Below are 15,212 nucleotides of genomic sequence, written 5' to 3' on the forward strand. Positions count from 1 at the left end.
GATGAAAGAAGGGGTACTTTGATTAATTTAAAAAAGAAGATGACTTCAGTTATTATAATTTTTTCGATATTTTTATTTAGTTTTGGAAGTTTAGTATTGGCTGCTCAAGATCCAGAAGTTGAAATTGGAAATATTACTCGTTTAAGAGGAGAAAGACCTAATCAACTCATTGGTTATGGAATTGTAGTTGGTTTAAATGGTAGTGGTGATTCTAATCGGAGCCAGGCAACAGTTCAAAGTGTTGCAAATATGTTACAAAATTTTGGAGTAAATGTAACTGATAATCAAGTTGCAAGTCAAAATATTGCTGCAGTAATGGTAACTGCAGAATTACCTTCTGTAGCACATAATGGTGATGAATTAAATATAACTGTTAGTTCAATTGGAGATGCTGATAGTTTACAAGGAGGAACTTTACTTTTAACTCCACTCCAAGCTCCAAATGGTAAAGTTTATGCCTCAGCTCAGGGTCCACTTTCTGTTGGGGGCTATAGTGCTGGAGGAGGAGGTAATTCTCAACAACAAAACCATCCTACAGTTGGTAAAATTCCCAATGGTGCTTTAGTAGAAAGAGAAATTAGCTCTCATTTAGATGCCAAAAATTTAACTTATGTTTTAACAAATCCTAGTTATAAAACTGCAAGTCAAATAGCTTCTAAAATCAATAATAGTTTTGGAACTGGAACTGCTAAAGCTTTAAATAATTCAACTGTTAATATTTCTAAACCTGATAATTTCAGTTATGATATGGTTGATTTTATAGCAGAAGTTAATAGTTTAAAAGTAAGACCAGCTTTAAAAGCTAGGGTTGTAATTGATGAAAGAACTGGTACTGTAGTCTTTAGTCATAATGTTCATATTTCAACTGTAGCAGTTGCTCATGGTAATTTATCTGTTAGTATTTCTACTCAAGAAAATGTTTCTCAGCCAAATCCTTTGAGTGAAGGAGAAACAACAACAACTGAAGATGTTCAGATTGAGGTTGATGAGGGTCAGGAAGGTAATATGTTAATAGTAAGTCAAGAAAATACAATAGAAGATTTAGTAACAGCCTTAAATGCTATTGGTGCAACTCCCAGAGATATTATCTCAATTATTCAAAAAATTGATGCTGCTGGTGCCTTACATGCCGACTTAATTATTGAATAGCTTTAATTTGGAAAACTAGTTAAAAAAGAAGGTGTTTAATTTTGAAAATTAATAATAATTATCATCAAATGGCTCAATATCAATTAAATAATCAAAAAGATTTAGCAGCTCAAGCCAAACTGCAAAAAAATTCAAATTCAGAAGAAAAATTAGAAAAAGTAGCTGAAGAATTTAGTTCAATCTTTATAGAAAAAATGTTTGCTTCTATGAAAAAAACTTTGGCAGATGATAAGATGGTTGATGGTGGTTATGCCGAAGATGTATTTTCTGATATGTTATATAAAGAATATAGTCAAATGGCAGGTCAGCAGGGAGTTTTAGCAGAATTAAATCAAGCTTTAGTACAACAACTAAAAGAAAGTTAAAATCTAATTTAATCTGCTTTATACTTTGACAACTGCTTTATTCTGCTGTATAATTATTAATAATTAGAAAAGCTAATAGAGATTAGCTTAAAAATTAGTTGAGATGAGAGATAGTAAAAATTAAAAAGGAGAGATGAGTTGAGATGAGAATTAGTACAAAAGATTTAGCACAGGCAGCTTTGTTGGTAGCGGTAGGATTTATTTTACATGCTTTTTTTCCTCCAATTGTGATGGGGATGAAGCCTGATTTTGCTTTAGCGATGATGTTTATCTTATTAATAGTTAAACATGACTTTAAATTGGGCTTTTTAGTAGCTATTTCTACTGGTATTTTTACTGCTCTAACAACAGGATTTCCAGGAGGACAGGTTGCAAATATAGTAGATAAGATATTTACTTTTATAATTATTTATCCTTTGATTCCTGTTATTACAAAACTACCTTCAGCTAAATTAGCTACCGGAATTATTACTGTCTTGGGTACAATGTTAAGTGGGTCAATTTTTCTCGCTACTGCTTCGCTTTTAGTTGGTTTACCTGGGCCATTTGTAGTTTTATTTTCTACAGTTGTAATTCCAGCAGCAGTAGTTAATACAATTACTTCTGTAATGGTTTTTAGTATAGTTAATTTCGCACTGGATGTTGAAGTCCAGGGAGTTGAAAATGAAGTTCTTTAGTTAAAAAATTATATGGGCCTCCCCTTATAGATTGGGAGGCCATTTTGTTTTTTTATTTAAAACAATAAATATTTTTTTACAAAATAAGTTGCACTCTCAACTATTTTTTGTTATAATTTTATAAAGTTAGAGTACAAGTAAAAATGAGGTGTAATTATGAAAATTGATGCTCCAATTGGAAAATGGATAGCTAAATTATATAAAGATCATGATCAATTTGTAGATAGTTTGCTGGTTGATTATAATTTAAATCATAGTGAAGCTAATTTGTTGGTTTATTTATATAAAGATGGTGATGGTATTAGTCAAAATAAGTTAAAGAAAAATTTAGCAGTTGATAAAGCTACTATTTCAAGAGCTATTTATTCTTTAATTGAAAAAGATTATCTTATAAAAAATAAATCTCCTTTAGATGGGCGAGTTAATTTGATTTATTTAAGTTCCAAGGCAAAATCAATTAAAGATAAAGTAATAGATATTTATCAAAGTTGGTTTCAGATTTTTACGGATCAGATTGGAGAAGAAGAGGCTCAAAGAGTTTTAAACACCCTAAAAAAAATGTATAAGATTGTTAAAAACAGACAATAAATAACAAAGTTATTTTGAGAGCAATAGGAGGACTAGGAATGAAAAAAATATTAAAACATAATAAATTAATAGTAATTATAATTTCTTTAATAACTTTATTTTTTCTTTTTCAATTACCAAAAATAGAAATAAATAATGATATTGAGGTCTTTTTGCCAGATACTCATCCAACTAAAATAAGCAATAATCAATTAGATGATATATTTGGTGAAAGTGATAGCATAGTCACAGCACTTAAGTTTAAAAAGGGAGATATTTTTACTCCTGCTAACTTAGAAACTATATCTAAATTAAGTTCTGAATTAGAAAATTTAAAAGATGTTGATGAAGTTACTTCTTTAACTGGAGTTGACTATATCAAAGGTAGTGCTGAAGGGATGGTTGTTGAAGATTTAGTAGAAGACTTACCTCAGACTGAAGCAGAAGGCAGAAAGGTAAAAAATAAAGTCTTAAGTTGGGATCTTTACTCAGATAATTTATATGCTAAAGATTTTAAATCAACTCAGGTTTTAATTTCTTTAAATGATGGTTTAACTAATGCAGATAAAGAAAAAGCATATTATCAGATCAAAGATGTAACTAATAATTATAAAAATAATAATACCGAAATTCATTTAGCCGGAGCCACTGCTGTTAATGTTTTGATGGGCAGTAGTATGGTAGAGGATATTAAATATTTAATCCCCTTTATTATAGCAGTATTAATTTTAGTTTTATATTTATTTTTCAAAAGAGCTTTAGCTGTTGTTTTAATTTTAATGACCGTTTTAGTCAGTAGTATTTGGGCAATTGGTTTAATGGCCTTTTTGGGTATTAATCTGACTCTAGTTTCAACGGTAATTCCCGTTTTATTAATAGCGGTTGGTAGTGCCTATGGTATTCATATTCTGAGTCATTATTATGATTATTTAAATGAATATCAAGGTGAGATTACAGTTGCTGAACAGCAAAATTTAGTGATTAAAACAGTAAATAAAATGGGAAAAGCTGTCTTTTTAGCCGCTCTAACTACAGTAGCTGGTTTTGGTTCTTTGGCCTCAAGTGAAATTGTACCAATTAAAAGTTTTGGTATTTTTACAGCTTTTGGTATTGCTGCTGCTTTTATAGTTGCTTTATTTTTGATTCCATCATTATTAATTATAATTGCAAATTATAAAGATGATTTTAAAACTAAAAATACTGATACTCCAGAATTTGAATCTGTTTTAGAAAAATTACATTCATTTTATTCAAAGCGAAGAATTAGTATTATTATTATTGCAGTTTTAATTTTAAGTGGTTCTTTACTTGGTTTTGAGGATATTGTTGTTGATACTCCTTTAATTGAAATGTTTAAAGAAGATACTCAAATTAGACAGGCAGATAATTTTATTAATGAAAATTTTGCCGGAACTAATATTATGCGGGTCATGATAGAAGGTAAAGAGAGTGGTGATTTAAATAATCCTGAAATTTTAAAAGACATGGATGGATTACAAAAACATTTACTTACTAATTTTAAAGAAGTAGGTAAGGCTTCTTCTATTACTGATTATATTAAGCGAATGAATCAGGTGATGAATTATCCAGAAGAAGAAATTGAAAGTGCTTCTGATCAAACTGCAGCTGGAACTGAACAGTTAAGTAAAAGTGAAGCAGCAAGTTCAAGTTTTTATGCAGACGAAAGTCAGGCTACTAGTTCAAGTTTTTATCAGGCTGATGAGAATCAGGAAAGTGAAATGTCTAGTTCCAGCTTTTATAGTGATTCTGAGTCTGAAAAAGATACAGAAGGCTCCAGTTTTTATCAAGGTGAAAGTGAATCAGAGACTGAATCTAGTTCAGAAAGGGAAATTTTAAAAGGGCCAGATAAGCAAAAAAATATTTCAGAATATCAATTTATTCAGCTTTTAAATTCTGCCTTTGCTAGAGCAGATAGAAAAGATATTGATGCCAGAGAACTAATTGATTTACTAGAAAAAGAGATGAATTATAAAGCAGCTGCTTATTATGAAATACCAGCTGATTTAGATAAATATGGGGCAGCTTCTCAACAAAACTTGCAAAATTTAATTTCTCAATATCTACTTTTATATTCTGGTAGTGTTGATGATTTAATTAATGATCAATTAGAACCAGATAAAGGTCAAATGCTATTACAGCTAAATGATCCTAGTAATCTAGTTGCAAAAAAAGTTAGAGCAGAAATCTATGATTATACCAGTGATTTTCCAGAAAAGTATAATTTGACTGTAGCAGGAAATGCAACTATGGCTTTAGAAGCTAATAATTTAATAGTTAGTAGTCAAGAAAAAAGTATAATGATTTCTTTTCTAATAGTCTTTTTAATTGTTGCTCTTTCTTTTAGATCTGTTATTGCTGGTTTTTATGGAATTATTCCTTTGGCTTTTGCTTTAATTATTAATTTTGGTTTAATGGGTCATTTGGGAATAAAACTAGATGTTGGAACTGCAATGGTGGCTTCGATTGCAATTGGTATTGGAGTTGATTATACAATTCATTTTCTCCATTCATACCATCAAGAAAGGCTCAAAGAGGATGATCTTTATTTAGTAACTCAAAGAACCTTAACTAGTACAGGAAAGGCCATAATATTTAATGCTATTTCTGTAGCAGCAGGCTTTTTGGTACTCTTATTTTCTAATTTTTATCCTTTGATTTACCTTGGTTTCTTAATTGCGGTAACAATGTTTACATCTTCAGTAGCTTCTTTAACAATTTTGCCGTTATTATTAAATATGTTTAAGCCGAAGTTTATTAGTAAAGAATATTAAAATAATACATTAGGAGGAAAATTATAATGAAGAATAAAATAAAAATAATTTCAATTTGTTTAATAGCTTTGTTTATTGTTAGTAGTTTAACTATGGCAGCAGCTGCAGTTGATGGACGTGAGGTTATGGAAAAAGTTGATGAACGAGATACTGGTGAAAGTAGACATGCTTTAATGGGAATGGATTTAATTGATGCTAGTGGTGATGTTAGACCAAGAGTTTTAGAAGTTTGGTCCCAAAAAGTTGATTTTGAGCGAGATCTAGACAATACTATTATGGTTTTTCACGAGCCTTCTTCCATTAAGAATACAAGATTTTTACAGAAAGAAAATGATGGTGAAGATGATGATCAGTGGATTTATTTACCTGATTTAGGTCGAGTTCGTAGAATTTCTGGTGGTCAAGGTGGAGATTCATTTATGGGATCTGATTTTACCTATGATGATATGAAATCTAGAGAAATTGATGATTTTGAGTATGAATTATTAAAAGAAGAAGAATATAATGGTCATCAGACTTATGTAGTTGAAGCACTTCCTAAAGATCCAGCAGAGGAACAGTATGCTAAAACTATTAGTTGGATAACTAAAGAACATTATATTCCAGTAAAAGTTGAAATGTATGATAAAGATAGTAAAGAGCTTTATAAAGAAATGAGAGTTGAAAGTGAAATTAAAAAAGTAGATGGTATTTGGACTGTTTTTGCAACTGTAATGGAAGATTTAGATAGTGGCCATAAAACTAATCTATATGTTAAACAGAGAAATAATAATTATCTTCTAGAGTATAATATGGATGTTAATGATAGAAGATTTACCCAGCAGTTCTTAAAAACAGGTAGATAAAATAGAAATTTACCCGGGGGAGGGTTTTTAGATGCGGAAAGAGATTAAAGTGTCAATGGTTATTGCTTTTGCAGTATTTGTACTCTTTGCTTTAGTTATTCCAGCAGCCGCTTTCGAAGGTGGTGGCTTTTATACAACGGAAACTAAAGATGAGAGTTTAGAGATAAGTGGAGAAATTTCACCTGAATTTAGATTATTTAGTGATGATGGTGATTTAGAAGAAAATCTTAAAGGTGATTTAGAATTTGTTTATCCAGGTCTAGAAAATGAATTTACAGTTCAGATGGATTATCAGGTGGGAGCTGTAGAAGAAATTGATTTTAATGAAGTCTACTATAAACATTATGGTACAAAATATAATGTTACTATTGGTAAAAATATAGTAATCTGGGGTAAAGGAGATAAAGTCCATGTTTTAGATAATATTAATGCAGAAGATTTAAGTGACTTTATTAACCCTGAATATAAAGAGCGTCAAATTGGAGAAGAAATGATTAAAATTGATCGCTTTTTTAGAGGTGGTAATGCAAATTTAGAATTTATTTATACACCTAATTTTACCCCTCATCGTTTTGCAAATGATCCAGATAGTCCTTTAGGCAATTGGGTTATTAATCCTTTTGCAGGCCAGTTTACTTTAAAAGAAGTTGCTAATAAAACTGGCAAAACAGAGACACAGGTTTTTGAGGATATAGAAGATTCAATTCCAGATGAGGATAATCAATTTGGTTTAAGGTTTACAGATAGCCGGGGTGGAACAGATTATGGTTTTAGTTATTATCACGGTTATTTGAGAACTCCTAGTTATGATAAAAAAGCATTTCAAAAACTTAAAAGCAGTTTAATAAAAGGAAGCCTTGATAAAAGTCTTTTTAATTCTAGTTTAAAAGCTGCTGACTTGCATTATGATGAGGTAGATATTTTTGGTTTTGAAATGGCTAGAGTAATTGCTGATATTAACAGTCGTTTAGAGCTAGCCTATTATAGAACAGATGATACTGCTGGTGATGACCCAACTATTAGAAATAATAAAATAGCCTGGGTAATTGGAGGAGATCGTGATCTTCCAATTAGTAATCTTAATTTAAATCTGCAGTTTACTGGAGAAAAAATATTAGATGATGATCAGATTGAAGATAATATAAGTTCTGGTAAGAATATAGATCTTCAGTATAATCAAGATGGAGATTATACTACTAATAGGGCTATTTTAAAATTAGAAGACAGCTATCAAAATGAAAAAATAATTCCAGAATTAACCTGGGTTTATAATTTAAAAGATCATGATTATAGTTTAAAAGCAGCAGTAGATTATGAGTTAAAGCAGGATTTAGTTTTAACTTTTGCTCATAAGATCTTTAGAGGAGATTCTGATACTCAGTTAGGAAGATTTGAAGATAATGATTATTCTTCATTTGCTTTAAAATATAGTTTTTAATTAAATGAATAAATATAATTAAATTCTCTTTAAGTTGGAATTTTGACTTTAAAAGAGAAATTCCAACTTAAAGAATCACAATTAGTAAAAAATATTAATTAATCTAAATAATAAATTGTAAAGTAGTTGACAATTTAGTTTTAGCTAGTTATAATAGTTTTGTGAACTTTTTATAAGTAACTTTAAAAGCTGAATAGCAGGAGGTGAATAATAAATGGCTCATGTAATTTCAGATGACTGTATTCTTTGTGGTGCTTGTGCACCTGAATGTCCTGTAGAATGTATTAGTGAAGGTGATACTCAGTATGAAATAGCAGCTGATGACTGTATTGATTGTGCAGCTTGTGTATCAGTTTGTCCAGTAGATGCTATTAGCCAAGCATAAGTTTATAAATTTTTACAACCGGAGATTTTTCTCCGGTCTTTTTCATATTTAAATCATTTTTCTTTAAAGAAGAGAGTAATTAAGCAGGATTAAAAGTAGTTTTAGCGAAATAATAATATACATAGGTAACTAAAAAATTAAATTAATAATTATCAAATTAAGGAGATGAGCTTTAAATGCCAGAATTAAAAAAAGTTGATCCGGAAATAGCAGCTATTATTGCAGAAGAAGAAAAAAGACAGGCTCAGAATATTGAATTGATTGCCTCAGAAAACTTTGTTAGTTCTGCTGTAATGGAAGCGGCTGGTTCAGTTTTAACTAATAAATATGCTGAAGGTTATCCTCATAAAAGATATTATGGTGGCTGTGAGGTTATTGATCAAGCTGAAGAATTGGCTATAGCAAGAGCTAAAAAGTTATTTAAAGCTGAACATGCAAATGTCCAGCCACATTCTGGTTCTCAGGCTAATCAGGCAGTTTATTTTTCTCAAGTTGAAAAAGGTGATACAATTTTAGCAATGGACTTAACTCATGGGGGTCATTTAACTCATGGTAGTCCAGTTAATATGTCAGGTAGTTATTATAATTTTGTTCATTATGGAGTTACAAAAGAAAAAGAAATTATTGATTATGATCAAGTACAGGCTCTAGCAGATGAATATCAACCAGAATTGATAGTTGCAGGAGCAAGTGCTTATCCAAGAGTAATTAATTTTAAAAGATTTAAACAAATTGCTGATTCAGTTGGAGCTAAATTAATGGTAGATATGGCTCATATCGCAGGATTAGTAGCTGCTGGTCTCCATCCTAATCCAGTAGAAGTTGCTGATTTTGTGACAACAACCACTCATAAAACCTTAAGAGGGACTAGAGGTGGAATGATTCTCTGTAAACAGGAATATGCTAAAGCAATAGATAAAGCTATTTTCCCAGGTCTACAGGGAGGACCGTTAATGCATATTATTGCAGCTAAAGCAGTTGCTTTTAAAGAAGCTTTAACTCCAGAATTCAATAATTATCAACAACAAATAATTGATAATGCTCGTGCTTTAGCACAAGCATTAAAAAATTATGGTTTGCGTCTTGTATCTGGTGGTACAGATAATCATTTAATGTTAGTAGATTTAAATAATCTTGAGTTAACTGGAAAAGAAGCAGAGACAGTTTTAGATAAAATTGGTATTACAGTTAATAAAAATACTATTCCATTTGAAACTAAAAGTCCTTTTGTTACAAGTGGAATTAGAATTGGAACACCAGCAATTACAACCCAAGGTATGAAAGAAAAAGATATGGAAAAAATAGCTAAATTTATTTTTGACGCTTTAAAAAATATTGAGCAAGAAGAAAAATTAAAATCTTTGAAAAAAGAAGTATATGCTTTTTCAGCTAAGTTCAAAAATTAATGATAACAATAGTAAACTAGGTCGGGGAAACCCGGCCATTTTTTAAAATATAAGATTATAAGAAAATAAAGGTGGTAAAAATGAAAACTAAAATGATCGTTTTTGATTTAGATGGAACTTTATTAAATGATGAACATCAACTTGACTCTAAAACTATTGCAGCTATCAAGTTGCTGAGAAAAAAAGGTATTAAGACAATGATTGCAACTGGAAGAATGTATTGTTCAGCTCAGCCTCATATTGAAAAGTTAGAAATAAAAGAACCAGCTATCACTTATAATGGAGCTTTAGTTGTTAATCCTGAAAATCAGGAATCTATTTTTCATGCTCCAATTCCTTTCAAAATAGCTAAAAAAATTACAAAGATGGTTGAAGAAAATAATTATCATCTCCAATTATATATTAATGATACTCTTTATGTTCGCCATGAAAATGAGATTACTGAAAAATATACTAAAATTTCTGGAATTGCACCTAACTCTGTGGGCAGTTTAAATGACTTTTTAGAAGAAGAACCTACCAAAATGTTAATTATTGAAGAAGATGAAGCAAAACAAATTGAAATAAATAATTTTTTAAAGCAAAATTTTAATGGTGAAATTGAATTAGCTTCTTCTTATCCTTCTTTTATTGAGATTACTAAAAAAGGAATGTCAAAAGCAGTTCCATTAAAAAAAATAGCTCAAAGATTTGGGATCAAGCAAAAAGAAATAATGGCTTTTGGTGATGGCTTAAATGATTTAAAAATGATAGAATGGGCAGGCCGTGGAGTTGCTATGCAAAATGCTCATCCAGAACTAAAGGCTAAAGCAGATGATATTGCTCTTAATAACAGTAATTTAGGTATAGCTAGGTATTTAAAAAAAGAATTTAAACTTGATTTAGAGCTTAATTAAATTTATTTTGGTTCTAGCTATTGTGAATTATGCATTTTTTAATTATTTATGTTATAATTAATTAAAAGTTGTGTCTTTTTTAGACTCTGCTTGGAGGTGCTTGCTTGGAAATATTTTCGGTTTTAAAATTCACTTTCAAAAGATTTTATGAAGATTTATTTAAATTAGCTTTATTAAGTATAATTTGGTTTATTATTAGTGCAAGTCTTTTATTTCTGATCTTTATTGGTCTAAATAGTGGTTGGTATTTTCTTTTATTATTACCATTATTATTTTTAGGACCTATTTTTTTGACTTTTCTTTATGCTGGTAATCAAATTTTAACTAAAGGAAGTACTTCTTTTAAGTCACTTTTAGTTTTTTTAAAAGCTAATTTTGGACGTGGCTTTTTTATATTTATTGTTTCTATTACTTTGTATATAATTTTTATAGTAGATTTAAGATTTTTTCTAATCAAAGGTCAAGCAAATATTTGGCTTCTAGCTTTTGCTTTTTTATTTGCTTATTTAATTATTTATTTTTCTGTTTATCAAGCTTATATCTGGAGTCTTTTAGTTATTCAACAAAATAGAAATCTAAAAGAAATTTGCAAAAATGCCTTAGTACTTAGTTTAGATAATATAATATTTTCTTTAATTTGGTTTTTAGCAATTTTCTTATTAATAATTGTTTTAACTATAATTGGAATAGGACTTCCACTTGGATTTATTGGAATTATTGGTTTATTAATGCTGCAGGGAACTAAAACAATGCTGGGGAAATATTAAATTATTTTTTCAATTTGTTGTGAAGGGAGAATATTATGCAAGAATATTATTTAGGACTTGATTTAGGAGGAACTAAAATCCTAACTGGTCTAGCAGATGATAAAGGAAAGATTATAACAAGATCAAGAAGAGATACTGAAGCTGAGCTTGGTGAAGATAAAATAATAAAGAATATGATTAAGACTATAAAAGATGTTTTAAATAAGGCAAATGTTAATAAAAATCAAATTAGAGCCTTGGGAATTGGTAGTCCTGGCCCTTTGGATGCTCAAAAGGGAATTATAATTGAAAATTCTAATTTGCCTTGGAAAAATGTACCTTTAGTAAAAAAAATTGAATCTGCTTTAGGAATTAAAACTTTACTTAAAAATGACGCAAATGCAGCTGCTTTAGGTGAAAAATGGTTTGGAGCTGGTAAAGATGTTGATAATTTAGTTTATCTTACAATTTCAACTGGAGTTGGCGGAGGAGCTATTATTAATAAAAAATTATTTACTGGAGTTAATGATAATGCCTGTGAATTAGGTCATACTATTATTGATCCTAATGGTCCTTTATGTGGTTGTGGAAATCATGGTTGTTTAGAAGCTTTTGCAGCAGGTACTTCTATTGCCAAAAGAGCTAGAGAAGCAGCAGCAGCAGGAAAAAGTAAAAAAATATTAGATTTAGCTGATAATATTATTTCAGATATTGATGCTGTCATTTGTGCTCAAGCTGCTTATCAAGGTGACCAAGTTGCTAAAGATATTTTTCAAAATGCAGGTTATTATTTAGGTCTAGGTTTAGCTAATGTAATTAATATTTTTAATACTGAAATGATAATTTTAGGTGGAGGAGTAATGAAAGCTTCTGACCTATTTTTAGATAAGGCTTTAGCTACTATGAAAGAATTTGCTTTAGCGGGCTCTTTAGAACTAGTTACAGTAAAAGAGGCAGAATTAGGATCAGATATTGGCTTAATGGGTGCTATTGCAGTAGCAATGGAAGCTAGGTTGATCAAAAATGATTAAAGAAGATAAAGTTTTAGTACTTGATGTTTTTAATCGATTTGATTTAGAAATTCAAGCTGGGCGTTCGGGTATTAAAAGAGAGATTAGGGTTAGTGATATTAAAAGACCCGGGATTGAATTAGCTGGATTTTGGAAACATTTTGCCCCTGAAAGGGTTAATTTATTAGGTAGAACAGAACTTTCTTTTTTAAGATCTTTAGAAAATGATTTATTAAAAGATAGAATTGATGAATATGTAGAATATAATCCGATAACAATTATAGTTGCTAGAGGTGAAAAAATACCTAGCTACTTATTAGAGCGGGCTGAACAAAAAGGAATTCCATTGTTATCCACAAATATTTCTACTACTAGATTTAGTAGTATGCTTTTAAATTATTTAGAAGAAAAATTAGCTCCTATCAAAGTTATTCATGGTGTTTTAGTAGATATTTATGGAATTGGAGTTTTAATTAGAGGTCAAAGTGGTATCGGTAAGAGTGAGACAGCAATAGAACTTGTTAAAAGAGGACATCGTTTAGTAGCTGATGATATAATAGAAATTAAGAAAGTAGGAGAGCTTAGTTTAACTGGAACTGCTCCTGCTAATGCTCGTTATTTTTTAGAAATGCGTGGGATTGGAATAATTAATGTCAAAACATTATTTGGTGCAGGTGCTGTAAAACATGATTCACCCATTAATTTAACTGTTAAATTAGAAAAATGGCAAGAAGGTAAAGAATATGAAAGACTTGGTCTTGATAATAATAAGGCTGAAATTATGGGGCTTAAAATTGATGCGATCACAATTCCAGTTAAACCTGGCCGAAATTTAGCTTTAGTTTTAGAAGTTGCAGCTATGAATTATAGAATGAAAACAATGGGTTATAATGCAGCAGTTGATTTTACAGAAAATATAAATCAGCGTTAAAAATAGTATTTATAGTAGGTGTGTGCAAATGGACTTTAAAAAAATAAAAAATAAAAAAACTAAATTTTTAATTTTATTTATGCTTTGTCTTTTTATCTTACCTATTACTGTAAATGCTAAAGAAGCTAGAGTGGTATTTAATCATTTAGATGGTATAGGAGATGATTATGGACCTGGAAATTATTATTATCCTCGAAATCATATTTTTCAAAATCAAGGTAATTTGTTTGATCTAAAGTCATTAACTATTTTAGAAAAAGAGAAAGAATATCAATTTTGTTTTGATTTTGTTAAATTAACGGACCCTTGGGGAGCAAAATATGGTTTTTCTTTGCCTTTAATAGAAATTTATCTTGATAATCAAGCTAAGGGGAGTAATAAACTTTTTCATAAGGGAGCAAATATTAGTTTTAGTCAGGATTTTTATTGGAATAAATTTATTAAAATTAGCGGTTGGTGGGTTCGAGTTTTTAATCCTGATAGTAAAAAAGAGAATATTTTAAATATTAATGACTTATCATTTGCAAATCCGAATAAAATTGAAAATATGAATTTGATTAAAAAAGGAAATAGTATTTATTTAAGTTTAGCAAAAAAAGATTTAGGGTCCTTAAAAAATAGCAAAATAGTAGTTTTAGTTGGTAGTTTTGATCCTTTTGGTTATGATCATTTTAGATCTTTATCTAAAAATAAAGATTATTGGAAAATTTATTCTAAAAATCAAACAAAAATTGACCAAGCTCCAAGAGTACTCGATATTTTAGTTCCACGGGCTCAAAGTCAAAAAGAAGTACTAAAAGGTGAAATGCCAGAAGTTCCTTATTTAAGAGTTTCTGCTCAAGTGTCTAAACCTCAGCCAACATTAGTAGATTATTTGATGCCTGTGAACAAGTTATCTATAATTATCCTTTTGTTTTATCTAGTAGCTATCTATATCATAATTTATAAATTTAAATATGAAAATAAAAATAAAAATTAATTTAATTAAGTTAATGAGGTGGAAAAATGTCAACCGAGTCAATGAAATTTGCTAGAAAAATATTAAAAAAAGTCTCTAGAAGTTTTGCTTTAACTATTCCGATGCTTGATAAAGAAATACAGGATGAAGTTTTATTGACTTATTTACAGGATAGAATTTTAGATAATTTTGAAGATGAGATTCAGCCTCCAAATTTCAAATTACAACAGGATCTGATGGATCGAGTTAGCAGGATTTTTTCTACTGAAGATTATAATCGAAATCAAGACTTTAAGTTAATTAAAGAAAATAGTAGTTTGATTGAAAAAGCTGATTTAGAAAAATTAACTAGAAATATTGATTTGATTTATCAGGTTTATCAAAGTTTTGATGATCAAATTCAAAAGATTTCTCATAAATGGTTAGAAGAAATGAATCAGGGAATGCAGAAATTTTTAAATAAGGAAGTTAATACTTTTGCGGATTTAGATGAATATTGTTATTATGTAGCAGGTACAGTTGGAGGATTTTTAACTGAAACGATTATTTATAAATTTGAAATTAAAGGTGAACAAAAAAAACTATTAAAAGAAAATTTTAATGAGGCAGGTTTATTTTTACAAAAAGTAAATTTGATTAGAGATATTAGAGAAGATTTAGAAAATAGAAATAAAAATTTTTGGCCTTTAAAAGATTTAGATGTTACAGCTAAAGATTTAATTGAACCTCAGCAAAAAGAGAAGTCAATGGCTGCTTTATCAGTGATGTTAAAGGATTTAAAAGAACATATCCCAGCTTTAAAAAAATATTATCAAGCCTTACCCTCTGAATTAAATGGTTATAAAAAATTTTTTGCAGTTAATAATTCTTTAGGATTAGCTACTTTGGAAAAATTAGAAAATAATCCTAAGGTTTTTTATGGTAAAAAGCCAGTTAAAACATCTAAACTGACATTTTTAAATATTATGAGAGCACCTGAAAAATATTTTTTAGCTTATAATGATTGATAATTCAATAAAAGTTTTTATTTGTTAGGAAGGAGAATAA

The 15,212-nt window shown here is 29.3% G+C and carries 15 protein-coding genes; all 15 read left to right on the forward strand.

Features of this window, described 5'->3' with window-relative positions:
• The first annotated feature begins 18 nt into the window (after positions 1-18).
• The 15 genes from HPRAE_RS02905 to HPRAE_RS02975 all read left to right on the forward strand — a co-directional run bounded on the left by HPRAE_RS02905 (position 19) and on the right by HPRAE_RS02975 (position 15,172).
• Positions 19-1,149: a flagellar basal body P-ring protein FlgI gene (locus HPRAE_RS02905; protein WP_148220540.1), complete on the forward strand. Its 1,131-nt coding sequence runs from the start codon at positions 19-21 to the stop codon at positions 1,147-1,149.
• 41 nt (positions 1,150-1,190) lie between these two features.
• A complete protein-coding gene (locus HPRAE_RS02910) occupies positions 1,191-1,514 on the forward strand; it encodes a rod-binding protein (RefSeq protein WP_014552763.1) in 324 nt (107 codons plus the stop codon).
• Positions 1,515-1,657: 143 nt separating this feature from the next.
• Positions 1,658-2,191, forward strand: a complete 534-nt coding sequence (locus HPRAE_RS02915) for a tryptophan transporter (RefSeq protein ID WP_014552764.1) — start codon at positions 1,658-1,660, stop codon at positions 2,189-2,191.
• A 156-nt stretch (positions 2,192-2,347) separates the two neighbouring features.
• Entirely contained in the window at positions 2,348-2,779 is a 432-nt protein-coding gene (locus tag HPRAE_RS02920; RefSeq protein WP_014552765.1) for a MarR family winged helix-turn-helix transcriptional regulator, read from the forward strand.
• Positions 2,780-2,817: 38 nt separating this feature from the next.
• Positions 2,818-5,550 (forward strand): efflux RND transporter permease subunit, encoded by a 2,733-nt coding sequence (locus HPRAE_RS02925; RefSeq protein ID WP_014552766.1) that lies wholly within the window; start codon positions 2,818-2,820, stop codon positions 5,548-5,550.
• Positions 5,551-5,576: 26 nt separating this feature from the next.
• Entirely contained in the window at positions 5,577-6,395 is an 819-nt protein-coding gene (locus HPRAE_RS02930) for an outer membrane lipoprotein-sorting protein (RefSeq protein ID WP_014552767.1), read from the forward strand.
• 31 nt (positions 6,396-6,426) lie between these two features.
• A complete protein-coding gene (locus HPRAE_RS02935; RefSeq protein WP_014552768.1) occupies positions 6,427-7,833 on the forward strand; it encodes a DUF1302 family protein in 1,407 nt (468 codons plus the stop codon).
• Positions 7,834-8,047: 214 nt separating this feature from the next.
• Positions 8,048-8,218 carry a DUF362 domain-containing protein gene (locus tag HPRAE_RS02940; RefSeq protein WP_014552769.1) on the forward strand — a complete coding sequence of 57 codons (171 nt, stop codon included), beginning with the start codon at positions 8,048-8,050 and terminating at the stop codon, positions 8,216-8,218.
• A gap of 176 nt (positions 8,219-8,394) precedes the next feature.
• Positions 8,395-9,624 (forward strand): serine hydroxymethyltransferase, encoded by a 1,230-nt coding sequence (locus HPRAE_RS02945; protein ID WP_014552770.1) that lies wholly within the window; start codon positions 8,395-8,397, stop codon positions 9,622-9,624.
• A gap of 80 nt (positions 9,625-9,704) precedes the next feature.
• Positions 9,705-10,520, forward strand: coding sequence for a Cof-type HAD-IIB family hydrolase (locus HPRAE_RS02950; RefSeq protein ID WP_014552771.1), 816 nt, complete (start codon positions 9,705-9,707; stop codon positions 10,518-10,520).
• Positions 10,521-10,624: 104 nt separating this feature from the next.
• Positions 10,625-11,287 (forward strand): hypothetical protein, encoded by a 663-nt coding sequence (locus tag HPRAE_RS02955; protein ID WP_014552772.1) that lies wholly within the window; start codon positions 10,625-10,627, stop codon positions 11,285-11,287.
• A 35-nt stretch (positions 11,288-11,322) separates the two neighbouring features.
• Positions 11,323-12,297, forward strand: coding sequence for an ROK family protein (locus tag HPRAE_RS02960; RefSeq protein ID WP_014552773.1), 975 nt, complete (start codon positions 11,323-11,325; stop codon positions 12,295-12,297).
• Positions 12,290-13,207: an HPr(Ser) kinase/phosphatase gene (gene hprK / locus HPRAE_RS02965; protein WP_014552774.1), complete on the forward strand. Its 918-nt coding sequence runs from the start codon at positions 12,290-12,292 to the stop codon at positions 13,205-13,207. Before HPRAE_RS02960 ends, hprK begins: the two co-directional genes overlap by 8 nt.
• 28 nt (positions 13,208-13,235) lie before the next feature.
• Complete coding sequence (locus tag HPRAE_RS02970; RefSeq protein WP_014552775.1) at positions 13,236-14,186, forward strand: glucodextranase DOMON-like domain-containing protein; 951 nt, start codon at positions 13,236-13,238, stop codon at positions 14,184-14,186.
• A 26-nt stretch (positions 14,187-14,212) separates the two neighbouring features.
• Entirely contained in the window at positions 14,213-15,172 is a 960-nt protein-coding gene (locus HPRAE_RS02975; RefSeq protein ID WP_014552776.1) for a squalene/phytoene synthase family protein, read from the forward strand.
• The last annotated feature ends 40 nt before the right edge of the window (positions 15,173-15,212 follow it).

It is taken from the genome of Halanaerobium praevalens DSM 2228, from assembly GCF_000165465.1.
Taxonomy (GTDB): Bacteria; Bacillota; Halanaerobiia; order Halanaerobiales; family Halanaerobiaceae; genus Halanaerobium; species Halanaerobium praevalens.